The organism is Pseudomonas syringae group sp. 247E2 (genome assembly GCF_032587795.1).
GTDB lineage: Bacteria > Pseudomonadota > Gammaproteobacteria > Pseudomonadales > Pseudomonadaceae > Aquipseudomonas > Aquipseudomonas amygdali.
On the sequence record NZ_JAWHPK010000030.1, the window covers coordinates 170,745 to 188,043 of the forward strand.

Annotated in this window: 15 protein-coding genes; 9 read left to right on the forward strand and 6 right to left on the reverse strand. The window is 58.9% G+C overall.

The window, feature by feature from the left end; translation table 11 throughout:
* Positions 1–318 precede the first annotated feature (318 nt).
* Positions 319–1,224, forward strand: coding sequence for a Ku protein (locus RYC18_RS23990; protein ID WP_005744432.1), 906 nt, complete (start codon positions 319–321; stop codon positions 1,222–1,224).
* Positions 1,225–1,244: 20 nt separating this feature from the next.
* Entirely contained in the window at positions 1,245–3,845 is a 2,601-nt protein-coding gene (ligD, locus tag RYC18_RS23995) for a DNA ligase D (protein WP_005744431.1), read from the forward strand.
* Between the two features lie 62 nt (positions 3,846–3,907).
* Here the strand turns inward: ligD and pssA are convergent, their stop codons facing one another.
* Positions 3,908–5,251, reverse strand: a complete 1,344-nt coding sequence (gene pssA, locus RYC18_RS24000; protein WP_004656805.1) for a CDP-diacylglycerol--serine O-phosphatidyltransferase — start codon at positions 5,249–5,251, stop codon at positions 3,908–3,910.
* A gap of 248 nt (positions 5,252–5,499) precedes the next feature.
* On the opposite strand from pssA, the gene RYC18_RS24005 reads away from it, so the two are divergent.
* Complete coding sequence (locus tag RYC18_RS24005; RefSeq protein WP_005744427.1) at positions 5,500–7,686, forward strand: TonB-dependent receptor; 2,187 nt, start codon at positions 5,500–5,502, stop codon at positions 7,684–7,686.
* A 44-nt stretch (positions 7,687–7,730) separates the two neighbouring features.
* On the opposite strand, the gene RYC18_RS24010 is transcribed toward RYC18_RS24005, so the two are convergent.
* On the reverse strand, positions 7,731–8,888 hold the full coding sequence (locus RYC18_RS24010) for a glycerophosphodiester phosphodiesterase (protein ID WP_004656799.1): 1,158 nt from the start codon (positions 8,886–8,888) through the stop codon (positions 7,731–7,733).
* A gap of 258 nt (positions 8,889–9,146) precedes the next feature.
* Here RYC18_RS24010 and RYC18_RS24015 point away from each other — a divergent pair, with 258 nt between their 5' ends.
* From RYC18_RS24015 to RYC18_RS24025, 3 genes are all read left to right on the forward strand, one after another.
* Positions 9,147–10,079: a 2-hydroxyacid dehydrogenase gene (locus RYC18_RS24015; protein WP_005744425.1), complete on the forward strand. Its 933-nt coding sequence runs from the start codon at positions 9,147–9,149 to the stop codon at positions 10,077–10,079.
* Between the two features lie 110 nt (positions 10,080–10,189).
* On the forward strand, positions 10,190–10,924 hold the full coding sequence (locus RYC18_RS24020) for a CTP synthase (RefSeq protein WP_005744424.1): 735 nt from the start codon (positions 10,190–10,192) through the stop codon (positions 10,922–10,924).
* Entirely contained in the window at positions 10,921–11,247 is a 327-nt protein-coding gene (locus RYC18_RS24025) for an antibiotic biosynthesis monooxygenase family protein (protein ID WP_005744423.1), read from the forward strand. Before RYC18_RS24020 ends, RYC18_RS24025 begins: the two co-directional genes overlap by 4 nt.
* Positions 11,248–11,250: 3 nt before the next feature.
* Here RYC18_RS24025 and RYC18_RS24030 read toward each other — a convergent pair whose 3' ends face one another.
* From RYC18_RS24030 to RYC18_RS24040, 3 genes are all read right to left on the reverse strand, one after another.
* Positions 11,251–12,675 (reverse strand): short-chain fatty acid transporter, encoded by a 1,425-nt coding sequence (locus RYC18_RS24030; RefSeq protein WP_004667748.1) that lies wholly within the window; start codon positions 12,673–12,675, stop codon positions 11,251–11,253.
* 282 nt (positions 12,676–12,957) lie between these two features.
* Positions 12,958–13,614 (reverse strand): CoA transferase subunit B, encoded by a 657-nt coding sequence (locus RYC18_RS24035; protein ID WP_005741198.1) that lies wholly within the window; start codon positions 13,612–13,614, stop codon positions 12,958–12,960.
* A 41-nt stretch (positions 13,615–13,655) separates the two neighbouring features.
* Positions 13,656–14,357: a CoA transferase subunit A gene (locus tag RYC18_RS24040; protein ID WP_005744420.1), complete on the reverse strand. Its 702-nt coding sequence runs from the start codon at positions 14,355–14,357 to the stop codon at positions 13,656–13,658.
* A 129-nt stretch (positions 14,358–14,486) separates the two neighbouring features.
* Here RYC18_RS24040 and RYC18_RS24045 point away from each other — a divergent pair, with 129 nt between their 5' ends.
* The 3 genes from RYC18_RS24045 (at position 14,487) to RYC18_RS24055 (ending at position 16,480) form a co-directional block, all read left to right on the forward strand.
* Positions 14,487–15,377: a LysR family transcriptional regulator gene (locus tag RYC18_RS24045; RefSeq protein WP_005744419.1), complete on the forward strand. Its 891-nt coding sequence runs from the start codon at positions 14,487–14,489 to the stop codon at positions 15,375–15,377.
* A gap of 89 nt (positions 15,378–15,466) precedes the next feature.
* Positions 15,467–15,748, forward strand: a complete 282-nt coding sequence (locus RYC18_RS24050; RefSeq protein ID WP_002554048.1) for a hypothetical protein — start codon at positions 15,467–15,469, stop codon at positions 15,746–15,748.
* A 123-nt stretch (positions 15,749–15,871) separates the two neighbouring features.
* Entirely contained in the window at positions 15,872–16,480 is a 609-nt protein-coding gene (locus tag RYC18_RS24055) for a LysE family translocator (protein ID WP_004661013.1), read from the forward strand.
* Between the two features lie 7 nt (positions 16,481–16,487).
* On the opposite strand, the gene ssuE is transcribed toward RYC18_RS24055, so the two are convergent.
* The gene (gene ssuE, locus RYC18_RS24060; RefSeq protein WP_316886945.1) at positions 16,488–17,069 is read right to left on the reverse strand and encodes an NADPH-dependent FMN reductase; all 582 of its coding nucleotides are present in this window, start codon (positions 17,067–17,069) and stop codon (positions 16,488–16,490) included.
* Positions 17,070–17,299 lie beyond the last annotated feature (230 nt).

Here is a 17,299-nt window from a genome sequence, read left to right on the forward strand (position 1 = left end):
AACAGCGTTCGGGGTGGGGCCATTTATAGAACGTCTTATTTATTCCGCAAAAGAACGTTAAACCATATTTTTAGATCTTAAACGCATATGTGACTTGAAAAATCCTGATTCTCTTTGCGCGAACCCCTCTACTACAAGGCTTTGACGGCTGTAAGCATCCCGTTAATACAGTTCGCACCAAAAGCCAAAACGTTGACAGTCATATTGCCAAGATGAAAAACGGGCTGCGCCTGCGCGGATTTTCCGGCACTCGTCAGGCTGTCGAAACTTTTGTTCGACCGGTCCAGTCACTTTTTCAGGATCAACAGGAGTCAGACCATGGCAAGGGCAATCTGGAAGGGCGCAATCAGCTTCGGGCTGGTGCATATACCGGTCGCATTGGTGTCGGCGACAACGTCGACCAGTGTCGACTTTGACTGGCTCGACAAGCGCAGCATGGACCCGGTTGGCTACAAGCGAATCAACAAGGTCACCGGCAAGGAGGTCACCAGCGAAAATATCGTCAAGGGCGTGGAGTACGAAAAGGATCGTTATGTCGTACTCAGCGAAGAGGAAATTCGCTCCGCGCACCCCAAATCGACGCAGACCATCGACATATTCGCCTTTGTCGACAGCCAGCAGATTCCTTTGCAAAACATCGACACGCCTTATTTTCTGACCCCGGATAAACGCGGCGAAAAAGTCTATGCGCTGCTGCGCGAAACCCTTGTCGACACCAAAAAGGTGGCGCTGGCCAATGTCGTGCTGCATACCCGCGAACACCTGGCGGCGGTCATGCCGCTGGAGTCGGCGCTGGTCATGGTGATCCTGCGCTGGCCTGCCGACGTGCGTGAGCTGGACACGCTGGAACTGAGCGACGCAGTGACGGACGTACAGTTGAACAAGAGCGAACGCGACATGGCCAAGCGTCTGGTCAAGGACATGAGCGCCGACTGGCAGCCTGAGCAGTACCGCGACACTTTTCAGGAAAAGATCATGCACCTGGTCAAAACCAAGGCAGACGAAGGCGAGATCGAGGATGTCGAGACGGATCCGGCCGAGGAAGAGCGCAAAAGTGCCGACGTCATTGACCTCACCGACTTGCTGCGACGCAGCCTGGCGGGCAAGGGGGGTGCCAGTAAAGGCAAAGCGAGCAAGCCCGCAGCAAAAGAAAAACCTGCTGACAAGGCCGCGGCCAAGCCCAAGCGGCCCGCAGCCCGCAAGAAAACCAGCAAAGCCTCTTGAGCCAGACGGAGACACCGGACATGGCCAAGCCCGCCAGTGAATACACGCGCAAGCGCAATTTCGCCATCACCTCCGAGCCTGCCGAAAGCACGCGCAAAGGCAAGTCTTCGTCCAAGGCCAAGGCGCTGGGTTTCGTGATTCAGAAGCATGACGCACGCAACCTGCACTACGACTTTCGACTGGAGCTGGAGGGAACGCTCAAGAGCTGGGCGGTGCCCAAAGGCCCGAGCCTGGACCCCAAGCAAAAACGTCTGGCGGTGCATGTTGAAGACCATCCGCTGGACTATGCCGATTTTGAGGGCAGCATCCCGAAAGGGCAGTACGGCGGCGGTGATGTGATTGTCTGGGACCGTGGCGTCTGGCAGCCGCACGGTGATCCGCAAAAAACCTATGAGGAAGGCAAACTCAAATTTACCCTGGTCGGCGAGAAGCTCAGCGGCGACTGGGCGCTGGTGCGCACGCGGCTCACTGGCAGTGGTAGCAAGGAGCAATGGCTGCTGATCAAAGAAAAGGACGCCATTGCACGGCCTGCTGCCGAATATGACATCACTCTGGAGCAACCGCAGAGCGTGATCAGCGGCGCGCACGTAGGGGCAGGGCGTGCAGCGCCAGCGAAGCCAAAAGCCAGCGCCGCAAACGAAAAAGCCAAAGCCGGTGCAGCGAAGCCTGCGCGCAAGCCCGCGCAAAAGAAGTCGAAAACGGTTTTCCCGGAAACCCTTTCGCCGCAACTGGCCACGCTGGTGGATGCACCGCCAGCGGGTGACTGGCTGTATGAGATCAAGTTCGATGGCTATCGCATTCTGACCCGCATTCAGGGCGACGAAGTGCGCCTGTTCACCCGTAACGGCCACGACTGGACCGAACGGCTGCCCGAGCTGGTCAAGGCGCTCAAGGGCCTGAAATTGCAAAACAGTTGGTTCGACGGCGAAGTAGTGGTTCTCGACGAGCAAGGGTTGCCCGACTTTCAGGGGTTGCAGAATGCCTTTGACGCAGGGAACAGCAAAAACATCCTGTATTACCTGTTCGATATGCCGTTCCTGAGTGCGGAGGATCTGCGTGAAGTGCCCCTTGAACAGCGCCGCGACGCCTTGAAACAAGTGCTCGACGCCCAGCGCAGTCGCCTGCTGCGTTATTCGGATGCGTTTCAGGCCGGGCATCAGGATATTGTGGCAAGCGCTGCGGCAATGGGCCTGGAAGGGGTGATCGGCAAGCGGGCCGGCAGTGTTTATATCGGCAAGCGCAATGCCGACTGGATCAAACTCAAATGCCGGTTGCGTCAGGAGCTGGTGATCGTCGGCTACACCGCCCCACAAGGCAGCCGCTCCGCATTCGGGGCCTTGTTGCTGGCGGTCAATGAAGGCGATGAAGGGCTGGTCTATGCCGGGCGGGTGGGCACCGGCTTCAGTGAGGTGACGCTTGAACAGCTTTATCAACAACTCAAACCGCTGCAGCGCAAGGATTCGCCCCTGGCGAAAAAACTGACCTCGGCTCAGGCCCGCGGCGTGCAGTGGGTAGAGCCGCAGCTGGTCTGTGAGGCGGAATTCGCCCAGTGGACCCGCGAAGGCATTGTGCGACAAGCCGCATTTGTTGGGTTGCGCAGTGACAAGCCTGCCAGTGAGGTGGTGCGCGAAGACGCTCAGCCCGCCAGGGTTGCCAGCCAGACCCGGACGCAATCGACATCGGCGGCGCCGCGTTCAGGCAAGAAAACCGCTGCCGGCAAAGGCAAAGTGGACGTAGCGGGCACGGGCATCAGCCATCCGGATCGGGTGATCGACAGCAAGACCGGCACCAGCAAGGTCGAACTTGCGCAGTTCTACGCGTCTATTGCCGAATGGATTCTGCCGTATCTGAACAAGCGTCCTGTGGCATTGTTGCGTTGCCCGGAAGGCATCGACGGCGAGCAGTTCTTCCAGAAGCACGCCGAGCATCTTGCGATTCCACACATCAAACAGCTGGATCGTGCTCTGGACCCCGGGCATGCCGCGCTGATGGAGATCGATTCATTGCAGGCGCTGGTCGGTGCCGCGCAAATGGGGGCCATCGAGTTGCACACCTGGGGCGCTACGCGTGACAGGATCGAAACGCCGGATCATTTTGTACTGGACCTTGATCCCGACCCGGCGCTGCCCTGGCGCAGCATGATCGAAGCCACGCAAATGGTGCTCGCCGTGCTGGAGGAACTTGGGCTGGAAGCTTTTCTCAAGACCAGCGGTGGCAAGGGCATGCACATCATCGTGCCATTGGCGCGGCAGGCTGACTGGGACACGGTTAAAGCCTTCGCCAAGGCTATCGCCGAATTCGTCAGCCGTCAGTTGCCCGAACGCTTCACCGCGACCATGGGGCCGAAAAACCGGGTAGGGAAAATTTTCATTGATTACCTGCGCAACAGCCGTGGCGGCAGCACCGTGACTGCGTATTCGGTGCGCGCCCGGCCAGGTTTGCCGGTCTCGGTGCCGATTGCTCTGGATGAACTGGCAGGCCTGAAATCCTCGGCGCAGTGGGACATCACCAACCTTGAGCAGCGTTTAAAGAAACTCAAGGCCGACCCGTGGGCAGGCTACAGCAACCGCCGCAAAATCACGCAAAAGATGTGGAAGCAGTTGGGGGCGAAACGGCCCTGACACACCCTGTTTCTTTGGTTGTATGGCCGACATGCCAGGCATGTCGGCCTCAGGCTTGAGGGTCAGAGTATCCGGTACAGCAATCGCTCGACCCGCACACGGCTGACGCGCTTGAGGAATTTGCGTACCCCTTCGGGATAATTGGCCAGTGTGTCGAGTTCGTCGTACTGGTTGACGCGTTGGGTGTTGCGCATCAAATGGGCGATTTCCGCCTCGCGCGTTTCGCTCCACTGGCCCTGCGGATCATCGATCAGCAAGGCGTTTTCCAAATCAAGATTGAAGGCGCGAGGGTTCAGGTTGTTGCCTGTCAGCAGTGTATAGCGCTGATCGACCCAGATGCCTTTGAGGTGGAACGTATTATCGCCGTGTTTCCACAGGTGCACGTTGAGGCGGTTCTGCGCGATTGCCTTCTGATGCTTGTGGGCAAAGCGTCGCAGGCTGATTTCATACAGATAGGGCAGGGCCGAGATCACCTTGAACGGCTCGTCCGGGTCGATGAAGAAGTCGTTGGCGGTTTTGTCACCAATGATGATATCGACCTGCACACCGCGCTTGAGCGCCCGATTGATTTCGCGGGTGACCGCCACCGGCAGGTTGAAATACGGCGTGCAGATGGTCAGCTGGATCTTGCTCGAGGCGATCAGGTCGCAGATGGCACGATTCAGATTGTTACGCGGCCCGACGCCCAGCAGCGGAATCACCCGCAGCTCGCCGTTTTCCTTTTCGCCTGCTGAAGTGTCGTACGCAGCGCGTTTCAGATCCGCACGAAAAGCGCGAATCTCGCTGCGAATGCTGCGCGAGCCAGGTGGCGATTGCAGGTCGAGGCGGTGCACCGCCGGTGAAGGGAGTATTTCGCGCTGCACCAGGTTCTGGAAAGCGTCGGCCAGTGGCGCACTTTCGATCAGGTGGTAACGGTCCAGACGATATTTGTCGAGCTTGTGCAGGTAGACGTTGTTGATGCTTGCGCCACTGTAGATCACACAATCGTCGATCACGCTGCCCTTGAGGTGCAGCACGCCGAATAGCTCACGGGTTTGCACCGGCACGCCGTAGATCGGCACTTCTTCATCGTATTCAAGGTTCTGCGCCTGATACCAGGTCGAGTTGCCCGGTTGCCGCCCGGCACCGATCAGGCCCCGCTGCGCGCGGAACCAGTCAACCAGAACCACGACATCCAGCTCAGGCCGTGCGGCCTTGGCCGCGTACAGTGCGTCGAGGATCTCCTGACCAGCTTCATCCTGTTGCAGATACAACGCGATGATATAGATGCGCCGGGTGGCCGAAGCGATCCTTTCCAGCAGACAGCGCCGATAGTCGGCGGCAGAAGGAACAATGGAGATTGCACCGCTTGGCAAGGCAAAACCACGAAGTGCTGCCAGTGTCGAGCGTCGGAAAGTGGATTGCATAGGCCTCTCGATGGGAAAACCAATAGCGTACGAGCTTACACGAGAGTCGCACTCAGGTGGCTGTCCCCTACCTGTTTCAAAGCATTGCTGTGTGAGACGTAGCGATGAGCGTTGGTTATGTGACGCCCTGCACATAAATTAATGATAAGCATTCCCAGTAACATGTGGTAGCATTTCGCATCCACTGAGTCGGTCATCTCCAGGAAGGTTTCTTCCGATCTCGCTCATCTCGTCAGCAGGACCTTTTCATGCACACCCCATCGATCCCGATGCGCCTCACGTTGCTCGCATTTTGCTGTTCCATTGGTTCTCCGGCCTGGGCCGCTATTGCTGCCGCCAGTCAGCAGGAAGGCCCGATGGTTCTCGGAGAGACCGATATCAGTGCCGACAAGGCCGACCCGCACGCGCTACCGCCTGTGTACGCAGGAGGGCAAGTGGCTCGCGGCGGGCAGTTGGGTGTTCTGGGCAATGCCGACGTCATGGACGTGCCGTTCACCATGACCAGCTACACCGAACAATTGATCGAGGACCAGCAGGCCGAAGACGTCGGTGATGTGCTGCTCAATGATGCATCGGTTCGCCAGTCAAGCGGCTATGCCAACGCCTCGAAGATCTTCGTCATTCGTGGCCTCAAACTGACCACCGATGATATTTCCTACAATGGCCTTTACGGCGTGCTGCCACGCCAGATCATCTCCACCGATGCGCTGGAACGGGTTGAGGTTTTCAAAGGCCCCAATGCCTTCATCAACGGCGTAACACCGACCGGCTCCGGTATTGGCGGCGGCGTAAACCTGCAACCCAAGCGCGCTCAGGACACGCCGACACGGCGTTTTACCACCGACATCAGCAGCGACGGCCGGGTCGGCGAGCACCTGGACCTCGGCCAGCGCTTTGGCGAAGGCAATCGATTCGGCGCACGCCTCAACCTGTCTCAGCGCGAAGGCGAGACCGGCGTTGAAGACGAAGAGCATCGCAGCAAGCTGTTCGCGCTGGGGCTTGATTATCAGGGTGACAACTTCCGTCTTTCCGGCGATTTTGCCTACCAGAAGCAGCGCATCAATCAGAATCGCAACATGGTGTTCGTTGGCAGTGGCCTGACCCGTGTGCCGCATGCACCGGATGCCGACACCAATTACGCGCCGAACTGGACCTGGACCGAAACCGAAGACACCTTCGGCATGAGCCGGGCCGAATACGACCTCAACGATGACTGGACGCTGTACGCTGCAGCCGGTGCCAAGCACACCCGTGAAAATGGTATCTATGGCTCGCCGACTATCAATGACGCCGCAGGCAACATCACGGCGTCACCGTCTTCCATTCCGCATGACGAAGACAACAAGACAGCCATGGCCGGCATCAACGGCAAGCTGCAGACCGGCGCGGTCAGTCACAAGGTCAACTTCGGTCTGTCCGGCATCTGGACCGAGCAGCGCAGTGCCTACCTGTTCGGCAGTCCGGCTGGCAGCAACCTGTACAACCCAGTGGAAACAACACGTCCTGCGCTGGACAGCTTCTCGGGTGGCGATCTCAGTGATCCCGGTATCGTCGGCAAGAGCCGTATGCGCAGCGTAGCGTTCTCCGACACGCTGGGCTTTTTCGATGATCGCCTGCTGCTGACCGCAGGCCTGCGTCGCCAGCAACTGCGCGTCCAGGGCTACGACTATGGCAGCGGCCCGCGCAACGCACTGTATGACGAGGCAATCACCACGCCGGTCTACGGGCTGGTGTTCAAGCCTTGGCGCTATGTGTCGTTCTATGCAAACCGCATTGAAGGCCTTGCGCAGGGGCCGACGGCGCCGAGCACCGTGACGATCAACCCTGGCGAGGTGTTCGCGCCGGCGCGTTCAAAACAGATTGAAGCGGGCGTGAAGCTGGACATGGGCACCTTCGGTGCAAGCCTGGGTGTATACCGTATTGAACAACCGACTGATGGCTACCAGATTCAGGATGGCAGCGGAACGCGCTACGTCCGTGATGGCGAGCAGCGCAACCGTGGCGTGGAAATGAACGTGTTCGGCGAGCCCGTCAGCGGCCTGCGTCTGCTAGCCGGTCTTACTCTGATGGACACCGAGGTGAGCGGCACGTCGGGTGGCAGCAACGATGGCAACAGGGCCATTGGTGTGCCGACCTTCCAGTTCAACGCGGGTGCCGATTGGGATGTGCCAGGCGTCACGGGCGCAGCCATCAATGCGCGCATGCTGCGCACCGGCGGGCAATATGTCGACGCTGCCAACAATCTGAGCATTCCGACCTGGAACCGCTTTGATCTGGGCGCGCGCTATACCTTCAACGTTGCGCAAAAGGACGTCACGCTGCGTGCCAACGTCGAAAACCTGATGAACAAGGATTATTGGGCATCGGCCAATGGTGGCTATCTGACTCAAGGCGAGCCACGCACCTTGAAGCTGTCCGGCACCATCGATTTCTGATCAATCGGCGCTGGCCGCATCGCAGGATGCGGCCAGCCAGTCGATCAGTAGCCGTTACGCTTCAGAATCGTCTCGATGCTCTCTTTCGCTGGCCGCCCGTAGAACTTCAACAGTTCGGCAGTGCGGTTGGTGAAGAAACCGTCAACTCCATCATTGCTGATCCGCTTGAAGTCCTCTGCGTCGTCCACCGTGTAAGGGTGGATCACCATGCCTTTCTCGTGGGTCAGGTTGTTCATCCAGGGTTTGACCAGGTCCATGTAGCTCTGATCGCCACCCTTGGCCAGTTGCGAAGAAGGGCCGGTGCCGATCGCACCATGAGCCTTGGCCCAGTCAATCCACTTCTGGAATTCCTCCGGCGATTTGACTTCCTGCGCTGCGTAGTAGCTGGCCTTGTCCTTGGCCCCCGAGTCTTTGAACGCGACGCTGGATTTAGGCTCTATCGAGCCTTCGCCAATCCACAGCAGCATGACCTTGGGCACTTTCGGCATTTCTTTTTGCAGGAGTTCCAGGCTCTGCTTCTCGAACGTCTGCAATACCACACGCCCCGGCATGTGCGCGACGTTCACATGACCGGCCGCAGCAGCAGGTCGCTGAGCCAGCCAGCCACGTTTGGTCAGCACCTTTTTAAGATCGGCTTCGACACCGGGAAACTTGTTCGGCACCTTGGTCTCGATATACAGCCCAGGCTTGTTCGCGCCGCCTTCGGCGATATCGATGACCTCATCCAGCGTCAGGATCTGCAACCCGCTGTAGCTTGCGCGCGCCCGGTCGGGGTAAGCCTTGTTGAACCATGAGCCGGCGTCCAGTTGCTTGAGCTCCGCCAGGGTGAAGGTGCTGACCGGGTCCTTGACCCGTGTCGGGAACACTTCGGCAATATTGGTCGTGCGTTCCAGTACGTCATCGTGCAGCGCTATCAGCACGCCATCTTTAGTGCGCTGGATGTCCATCTCCAGATAGTCCGCGCCCAGGTCGCGTGCCAGGGTATACGCCGGAATGGTCTCCTCCGGAGCGTCGAACGAAGCTCCGCGATGGGCGATCACGGCTGGCCAGGGCAGACCGTATTTTTCGCTCAGCACCTTGCCCGGTGCATCCGCCGCCGCTGCCATACCGGATGACAGCATCAGGCCCGACATGACCGCTGCGGCCAGGAAGGTCTTTTTCAACAGGGTTGTGGTCGACAGAGTGGCGGAAAATCCTTGCATGGGCGGTTGGTTCCTTATGGTTGGAAGGTGTTCGACTGCACCAGCCAATACCGTTACTGGTCACAGCGTTGCACGCAACGATAGCGCACTATCGCGTTGGCGAGGTTGCTTGTAACGCAGTCTGTCCGGCAAATGCGTCCACTTCATGAACACCTGGCGTTATCGCGAAAGGTTTTTTTCCAACGAGCGCCATTGGCTCTGCACAAGCGCACCGAGTCGCGTTACTGTCAGCGTTTTGCTGACCGAACGGGAGTGCGCATGACAACGGTATTGGTGCTGGTGGAAAATCTGGACATGTATTTGCCGATTCTGGAAAGCAGCGGTTATCAGTTGATTCGTGCGCCGACGGCCGAACTGCGCGCCGAGGCAATTGCTGCACACGGGAAGAGCATCAGCGCCGTGATGACGCGTGGGCCACTGGGTTTTTTCGCCGAGGAAATGGATGCACTGCCGAACCTGCGTATCATTTGCGTGAGCGGTGCCGGCTACGAGAAGGTTGATTTGCCCGCCGCCCAGGCACGCGGCATCACCGTGACCAATGGTGCAGGCGTCAACGCCGCCACAGTGGCTGACCATACGCTGGCGCTGTTGCTGTCGCTGGTACGCGACATCCCGCAGGCCGATGCGTCGGTACGCCGTAGCGAATGGCGCAAGGTGGTTCGACCGTCGCTGGCAGGCAAGCGCCTGGGAATCGTCGGACTGGGGGCGGTTGGGCTGGCGATTGCCAGGCGTGCAGCCGCGTTCGACATCGCCATCGGCTATCACAATCGCAAACCGCGCACCGACTGCGACTACACCTGGCACGCCACCGCACAGGCGCTGGCTGCGGCGTCGGATTTCCTGATCATTGCCACACCCGGTGGCAGTGGCACGCAGCACCTGATCGATGCCGGTGTGCTTGAAGCGCTGGGCCCTGACGGCTTTCTGGTCAACATTGCGCGTGCCAGTGTGGTGGATACCCATGCGCTGGTCAGTGCACTTCAGAACGAGCAGATTGCCGGGGCCGCGCTGGATGTGTTCGACGATGAGCCCGCTGTGCCGGACGTACTCAAAACGCTGGGCAATGTTGTGCTTACGCCCCATGTCGCAGGCCTGTCGCCCGAGGCTTCCAGAGACAGTGTGCAAATGGTCAACGATAACCTGCTGGCGTTCTTTTCCGGGCAGCCGGTGCTGACGCCGGTAACTGGCTGAAGAAACGTGCAGCGCTGCACGCCAGGCATTGCTGCAATGCCCATTCTGCTGGTTTTGCTGCCTGTTTATAGTCCGCCCGGGTTATACGAAAATCGAACAGGGGGCAGGGCATGGGCACAATCAATAACGTACGCAACACTTTGCAGATCGGGCTGGTGGGCGATTTCAACGCCGATGTGCCAGCCCATCAGGCCATTCCGCTGGCGTTGGCGATGGCGGCTGAGACCGTTCACGTGCCGGTCAGTTTTGAATGGCTACCGACGCCACAGATCGGCAGCGGTGCACGGCTTGGCGAATTCGACGGTCTATGGTGTGTACCGGCCAGTCCGTACCTGGACATGCAGGGTGCGTTGACGGCCATCCATTTCGCACGCGAGCGTCTCGTACCGTTTCTGGGGACGTGCGGCGGCTTTCAGCACGCACTGGTGGAGTACGCCCGCAATCAACTGGGCTGGGCAGACGCCGAGCACGGCGAAACTGCGCCGCAGGCGGCAAACGTCATCATCGAACCATTGAGCTGCTCGCTGGTTGAATCCGTGGCGGCGATTCACCTGCAACCTGACACTTTGATTGCCCAAGCCTACGGCACGCTGAATATCGAGGAGCGTTATCACTGCCGCTACGGTCTGCGTCGTGAGCTTGAGCCAGCGCTGTTCGGCGATGCATTGAACGTCAGCGGCCGCGGCCCTGAAGGCGAAGTGCGCAGTATCGAATTGCAGGGCCACCCGTTCTTCGTCGCCACACTGTTCCAGCCGGAGCGGGCTGCGTTGCAGGGCAAGGGATCTCCTGTGGTTGCTGCGTTCGTCCGCGCGTGCAGCCAGGCCGCGCAGAGGAATCGATCATGATGGCAGCGCGCTTTCCCACACCCTACTTTGCGGTGGTGTTCACCTCACTGCGTACGTCTGACGAGGGGCAGGCGTACGCAGATGCGGCGCAGCGGATGATAGAACTGGCCAGGCAGCAGCCCGGCTTTCTGGGCGTGGAATCGGCTCGCGACGAACACGGACTGGGCATCACCGTGTCCTACTGGAGCGACGAAACCGCGATTCTGGGCTGGAAACAGCATGCCGAACATACCGAGGTCCGTGAGCAGGGACGCGCGCGCTGGTATCAGGCGTTCACCACGCGAATCTGCAAGGTCGAGCGTGATTACTCGTTCAACGGCTGACGATCAGGGCATTACCGGTGGCGTATAGACCAGCGTAGTGCCCAATGCCCAGAGCAGAAACAGCACCAGCGGCGTGTGGACCAGCAACTGCACGAACGAGAAACCGATCAGGTCACGTGCCTTGAGGCCCAGTACGCCCAGCAGCGGCAGCATGTAGAACGGATTGATCAGGTTGGGCAGCGCTTCGGCTGCATTGTAGATCTGCACCGCCCAACCGAGGTGATACTGCAGGTCGTTGGCGACTTGCATCACGTAAGGCGCTTCAATGATCCACTTGCCGCCGCCCGACGGAATGAAGAAGCCCAGAATGGCCGAATAAACGCCCATCAGAATCGCGTAGGTGTCGTGGGAGGCAATGCTGGTAAAGAATGTCGAGATGTAGTGCGCCAGGGTCTGCGCATCAGCGCCTTTGACTGTGGTCAGTAACGCAGCAATCGAACCGTACAGGGGGAATTGAATCAACACGCCAGTGGTGGTGGGTACGGCCCGCGCTACGGCATCGAGAAAGCTGCGTGGTCGCCAGTGCAGCAACGCACCCAGCATGATGAACAGAAAATTGTAGGTGTTGAGCCCGGAAATTGCGGTGATCGCCGGTTTGCTCGAAAACTCGCTGAACAGCCAGCCGACCCCCAGCAGCACCATCAGGATGATCAACAGCGGGCTGTATTCCAGCCATTCGCCCGGCCGTGTGCGAGGTGCCAGTGGCGGCAGGCTGAATGCCGGGTCGACACCGCAGGCTTTGGCGTCACGGGCACTGTTCGGGCCAGGGGCGGTGGCATAGGCCACGATCAGCGATATGACTACCAGCGCGGCGAGCATGACCCCGGATTGCCAGAGAAAGATGGTTTCAGTGAAAGGGATCACGCCGGTTATCGCCAGGATCGACGGCGGCAGACTGGCCGGGTTGGCCTGCAACTGTGCCGCCGAAGACGACAGCCCCAACGCCCAGACTGCGCCCAGCCCCAGATACGCGGCAGCACCGGCTGCGCGATAATCCATGCGCAGGTCCGTACGGCGGGCGAGGGCGCGCACCAGCAGGCCGCCGAACACCAGTGACAGCCCCCAGTTGAGCAGCGAAGCCAGCATGGAAATCAGCGCCACCCATGCCACTGCCGAACGACCGTTACGCGGCACAAGGGCCAAGCGGTCGATCAGGCGCACCGCGGGCGGCGAACTGGCCACGACGTAACCGCCGATGACCACGAAGGCCATTTGCATGGTGAACGGAATCAGGCTCCAGAACCCGTCACCGAACGCTTTGGCAGCCTCGGCCGGACGTGCGCCAATGGCCAGTGTTGCCAGTGTGACGATGACCACCGCCAGCGCGGCAAATACCCATGAATCGGGAAACCAGCGTTCAGCCCATGCGGCGCAGCGCAAGGCGAATCGGGCAGAGCGGCTTTCTTCTATGTTGGCGTTGGCGGCCATTGGGGGCACCTCTTTTTGTAATTATTATCGGGGAGTTACTTGAACAGCCGACTATTGCGGACGCAGAGCGTCCAGAACGACAAATCCTGTGGGAGCGAAGAGGCCAGTACAGCCCCTGGATATCGAGTGTTTGAACCAACGTCTTCGTGAGCAAGCTCACTCCAACAACTGTCCGGAATCTGTGGGAGCGGATTTGTCCGCGAACTGCCGGGAACCGGCAGCAAAACGAAATCATAGAATCTCCCACAGAGATGTATCCATCCTGCTCGAAGATGCCCGTGTTCAGAAACTCATCTCGATCACATCATCTGGCACGATCAGTTTGCCTGCGGTTTTTGCCACGATTTCTTCTACGCTGACCCCCGGCGCACGCTCGCGAAGGATGAAGGCACCGTTGTCGATTTCCAGATACGCCAGGTCAGTCAGAACCTTGCGGATGCAGGCCGCGCCGGTCAGTGGCAGGCTGCAGCGGGGCAGCAGTTTGGATTCGCCATCTTTCGAGGCATGGGTCATGGTCACGATGATGTTGTCGGCACCTGCCACCAGGTCCATTGCGCCGCCCATGCCTTTGACCAGCTTGCCGGGGATCATCCACGACGCGATATTGCCCTCGACATCCACCTCGAAAGCGCCGAGCACTGTCAGGTCTACATGACCGCCGCGGATCATGGCGAAGGATTCGGCCGACGAGAAAATCGACGCGCCGATACGCGCCGTAACCGTCTGTTTGCCGGCATTGATCATGTCAGCGTCTATGGTGTCTTCGGTCGGAAATGCGCCCATGCCCAGCAGACCGTTTTCCGACTGCAACATGACGTCGATGTCGTCCGGTACATAGTTGGCCACCAGGGTCGGAATGCCAATGCCCAGGTTCACGTAATAACCGTCCTTGAGTTCACGGGCGACGCGTTGAGCCATTTGTTCGCGAGAAAGTGCCATGGTCTGAAATCTCTTTGTTGTTGTATGGCCGAGCTGCTCTGTCAGGGTTTTCTGACGGTGCGCTGTTCAATGCGCTTTTCGAAGGTGCCCTGAATCACCCGGTCGACGTAAATGCCAGGCGTGTGGATCTGCGTCGGCAAAAGCACACCTGGCTCGACGATTTCCTCGACCTCAACCACCGTGATTCGTCCAGCAGTGGCTACTACCGGGTTGAAGTTCTGCGCGGTGTGACGATAGATCACGTTGCCGAAGTGGTCGGCTTTCCAGCCCTTGACCAAGGCGAAGTCGCCGGTGATGGCCTCTTCCAGGATCACATTGCGGCCATTGAACTGCCGGGTTTCCTTGCCTTCAGCCACTGGCGTGCCATAGCCGGTCGCGGTGTAGAACGCAGGGATGCCCGCGCCGCCTGCGCGCAGTTTTTCTGCCAGGGTGCCTTGCGGGGTGAGTTCAACTTCCAGCTCGCCGCTGAGCAACTGCTTTTCGAACAAGGCGTTTTCGCCCACGTAGGACGAAATCATTTTCCGGATCTGCCGGTCCTCAAGCAGGATGCCCAGGCCGAAGCCGTCAACGCCACAGTTGTTGGAAACGACGGTAAGGCCCTTGATGCCCATACGCTTGATCTGCGCGATGAGGTTTTCCGGAATGCCGCACAGACCGAAGCCGCCGCAGAGTACCGTCATGTCGTCGGTCAGCCCGGCAAGGGCTTCTTCGTAGGTCGTTACTCGTTTATCGAGTCCAGCCATGTTGATCCGCCTTTTATAGTTGTTGACCGACAGTCGCACTGTCGGAGGATCGGGTGACTTGCATCTTCTCTCGCAGCGACTGATTTGTTAATTTTGTTTTTCTGATCAATTGATAAGAAAAACAAATATATGAACGTCAAGCAGCTTCGGGCTTTTCTGGCAGTGGCGAAGTACCTGAGCTTCGCCCAGGCCGGGGAACGACTGAACATCTCGCAACCGGCGTTGAGCCTGACCATCAAAAGCCTGGAGGAGGACCTTGGCGGTCAATTGCTGACACGCACCACTCGCAACGTCGGCCTGACACCCGAGGGCGAAACCCTGTTGCCGCTGGCGCGCCAGTTGCTGGCTGACTGGGACAACACCGAAGAGCTGTTGCGACAGCGGTTTACCTTGCAAACGGGCCGGGTTTCGGTCGCCGCCATGCCGTCGTTTGCCGGCAATCGATTACCGGCAGCGCTGAAGGTGTTTCGCGGGCGCTACCCACGGGTCAATGTCGCGGTGCATGACGTGATCAATGAGCAGGTGCTGGAGATGGTGCGTCACCGCCGTGTCGAGCTGGGCATCGGCTTTGAGCCCGAGTCGAACAACGCGTTGTCGTTCACTCCGTTTTATATGGATCGCTTCGTGGCTGTGGTCTCGAAGGATTCACCGCTGGCCGGGCTTGGCGAAGTGTCCTGGGCCGAGCTGTTGGGCGAAGACTTCATTGCCCTGCAAAGGCCTTCGGCTGTGCGTTTGCTACTGGAGCAGGCCATCGAGCCGATGCACGGCAAACTGGCGGTGGCGTTTGAAAGCCATCAGCTGTCCACCATCGGGCGCATGGTTGCCAATGGCCTGGGTGTCAGCGCGGTGCCGTCGCTGTGCATCGGGCAGATGCAGGAACTGGGTGCTTGCTGCATCGCGCTGGTGGAACCGCGTATCGAGCGTCGTATCGGCCTGATGATGCTGGCCGATCACAAGCTTTCCGCTGCGGCTCAGGCGTTGCGCGAGGTATTGATCGAGGATGCTCGCAATAGTCGATAGCGACTATCACGGCGGATGATTTTTGCTGCGTCGGGGGCGGGCGTAACCTTGCGTCATTCCTGAAATGAAGCCTGCCCCGGAGGCCCCAGATGAACCGTATACTTGCCCTTGCGCTTGTCCTCACATTCACCGTTGCACTGCTCTCCGGCTGCTCCACCCACCATGCTGTCGAGCAGCGTCCCTTCAGCGCCGAAGAAAGCCATCAACTGGCGCTTGAAGACCTTAACCGGCGCGGCCTGTCGTTTGATGAATACCAGGCACGCAAGGCGCAATTGATGGCTGATCCGCAGGCACAGCAGGCGCGCGAATTCGATGATAAAGGCGAAGCAAGCGTTGACCTGAATGTGACTGGCCAGCAGCCACAAGGTTAACAGTCCGCTTTAAAAGAGTTTTTTATCAAACTGTACGGTAATAATTACCGGTCAACTGTCCGTGTGTTTCTTGCAGCGCCTTCTATAGGGTAAGTGCCTGACTCACTGATCTGGACAGGCTGTATGGTGCTCTCTTTCGATTTGCTTCTTGCCTTCACACTCTTCGCGTTCGTCACCTCTATTACCCCCGGCCCGAACAACATGATGCTGCTGGCCTCGGGCGTCAATTTCGGTTTCAGCCGTACGTTGCCGCACATGCTGGGTATCAGCATCGGTTTTTTTGTCCTGGTGCTGGCCGTCGGTTTCGGGCTGGGTAGTGTGTTCAAGGCATGGCCGCTTCTCTACACCATCCTGCGCTATGTCGGCGCCGCTTATCTGTTGTACCTGGCGTGGAAAATCGCCACGTCAGGTCCTGCCTCCGATAACGTCGACAGTCAGGGTAAGCCGCTGAGTTTCATGAGTGCAGCGCTGTTTCAATGGGTCAACCCCAAGGCCTGGATCATGGCGATTGGTGCCATTAGCACCTACACGCCGATGCAGGGCTATTTCTACAATGTGGTGGTGATCTCGGCGGTGTTTGCGCTGATCAACCTGCCCAGTGTCGGCATCTGGGCAGGCTTTGGCAGTTTGTTGCGCAATGTTCTGCGTGACCCGCTGGGGTTGCGCATCTTCAACGGCGTGATGGCCGTGCTGTTGGTGGCCTCGTTGTACCCGCTGTTTGTCGAGCATTGATGCCGGGCTATAAAGCCAGTTGCAAATGCCCGCCGGCCTGCTTGTGACATGCTTGCAAACGACGTTGCAGGCCGTGATGGAAGTGCTCCAGCCCCTCATGCAGGCGCTCGGTGAGGATTTCGTCCAGGGTGCCGCCTTCTTCGTTGTCGTCGTAGCTGATCTGGGTATCGATGGCGAAGATGCCGTGCAGCACTTCCTGCGATTTGAGCGCCGACAGTACCGGTTTGAGCGCGTAATCCACGGCCAACATGTGCGCGATACTGCCGCCGGTGGCCAGCGGCAAGACCACTTTGCCATGCAGTGCGCGCTCGGGCAGTAAGTCGAGCAGGGTTTTCAGTGCGCCTGAAAATGACGCCTTGTAGACCGGCGTACCAATCAGCAGACCATCTGCTTGCCTGACCGCTTCGATAAATTCCAGCACTTGTGGGCTGTCGAAGCGGGCAAAAAGCAGGTCCTCGGCATTGAAGTCGCGTATGCGCAGCGTGGTGACTTCAACCCCGCGGCTTTGTAACCAGCGGCTGGCATGAGCCAGCACTACGCCGGAACGGGATTTGGGCGAAGGGCTGCCGGAAAGTGAAACAACGAGCATATGGGATTTCCTTGCGATAAGCGTGTGTCTGTAAAGCAGCTTGTGTGCCAGCCTTCGCAAGGTCCGGCGATGGCTCGCAGACATTGGGTTTGCGCGCTTTTCATACCGATGGTGCGGCGTTGCCATGCTGACGAAAAGCCAGCCAACTGTTGAACCACTGTTGCTCAGGCAACAGTTTTGCGTTGTTCGGCGGGCCAAAAAAAAATCCCGCAAAACTGCTTGCAGGAAGA

Coding starts and splice junctions, on each gene's coding strand:
- pssA (WP_004656805.1), bottom strand. CDS start 5,251: ATGCAATCCACTTTCCGACGCTCGACACTGGCAGCACTTCGTGGTTTT.
- RYC18_RS24045 (WP_005744419.1), top strand. CDS start 14,487: ATGAACGTCAAGCAGCTTCGGGCTTTTCTGGCAGTGGCGAAGTACCTG.
- RYC18_RS24025 (WP_005744423.1), top strand. CDS start 10,921: ATGATGGCAGCGCGCTTTCCCACACCCTACTTTGCGGTGGTGTTCACC.
- RYC18_RS23990 (WP_005744432.1), top strand. CDS start 319: ATGGCAAGGGCAATCTGGAAGGGCGCAATCAGCTTCGGGCTGGTGCAT.
- RYC18_RS24015 (WP_005744425.1), top strand. CDS start 9,147: ATGACAACGGTATTGGTGCTGGTGGAAAATCTGGACATGTATTTGCCG.
- RYC18_RS24055 (WP_004661013.1), top strand. CDS start 15,872: ATGGTGCTCTCTTTCGATTTGCTTCTTGCCTTCACACTCTTCGCGTTC.
- ligD (WP_005744431.1), top strand. CDS start 1,245: ATGGCCAAGCCCGCCAGTGAATACACGCGCAAGCGCAATTTCGCCATC.
- RYC18_RS24040 (WP_005744420.1), bottom strand. CDS start 14,357: ATGGCTGGACTCGATAAACGAGTAACGACCTACGAAGAAGCCCTTGCC.
- RYC18_RS24010 (WP_004656799.1), bottom strand. CDS start 8,888: ATGCAAGGATTTTCCGCCACTCTGTCGACCACAACCCTGTTGAAAAAG.
- ssuE (WP_316886945.1), bottom strand. CDS start 17,069: ATGCTCGTTGTTTCACTTTCCGGCAGCCCTTCGCCCAAATCCCGTTCC.
- RYC18_RS24050 (WP_002554048.1), top strand. CDS start 15,467: ATGAACCGTATACTTGCCCTTGCGCTTGTCCTCACATTCACCGTTGCA.
- RYC18_RS24035 (WP_005741198.1), bottom strand. CDS start 13,614: ATGGCACTTTCTCGCGAACAAATGGCTCAACGCGTCGCCCGTGAACTC.
- RYC18_RS24020 (WP_005744424.1), top strand. CDS start 10,190: ATGGGCACAATCAATAACGTACGCAACACTTTGCAGATCGGGCTGGTG.
- RYC18_RS24030 (WP_004667748.1), bottom strand. CDS start 12,675: ATGGCCGCCAACGCCAACATAGAAGAAAGCCGCTCTGCCCGATTCGCC.
- RYC18_RS24005 (WP_005744427.1), top strand. CDS start 5,500: ATGCACACCCCATCGATCCCGATGCGCCTCACGTTGCTCGCATTTTGC.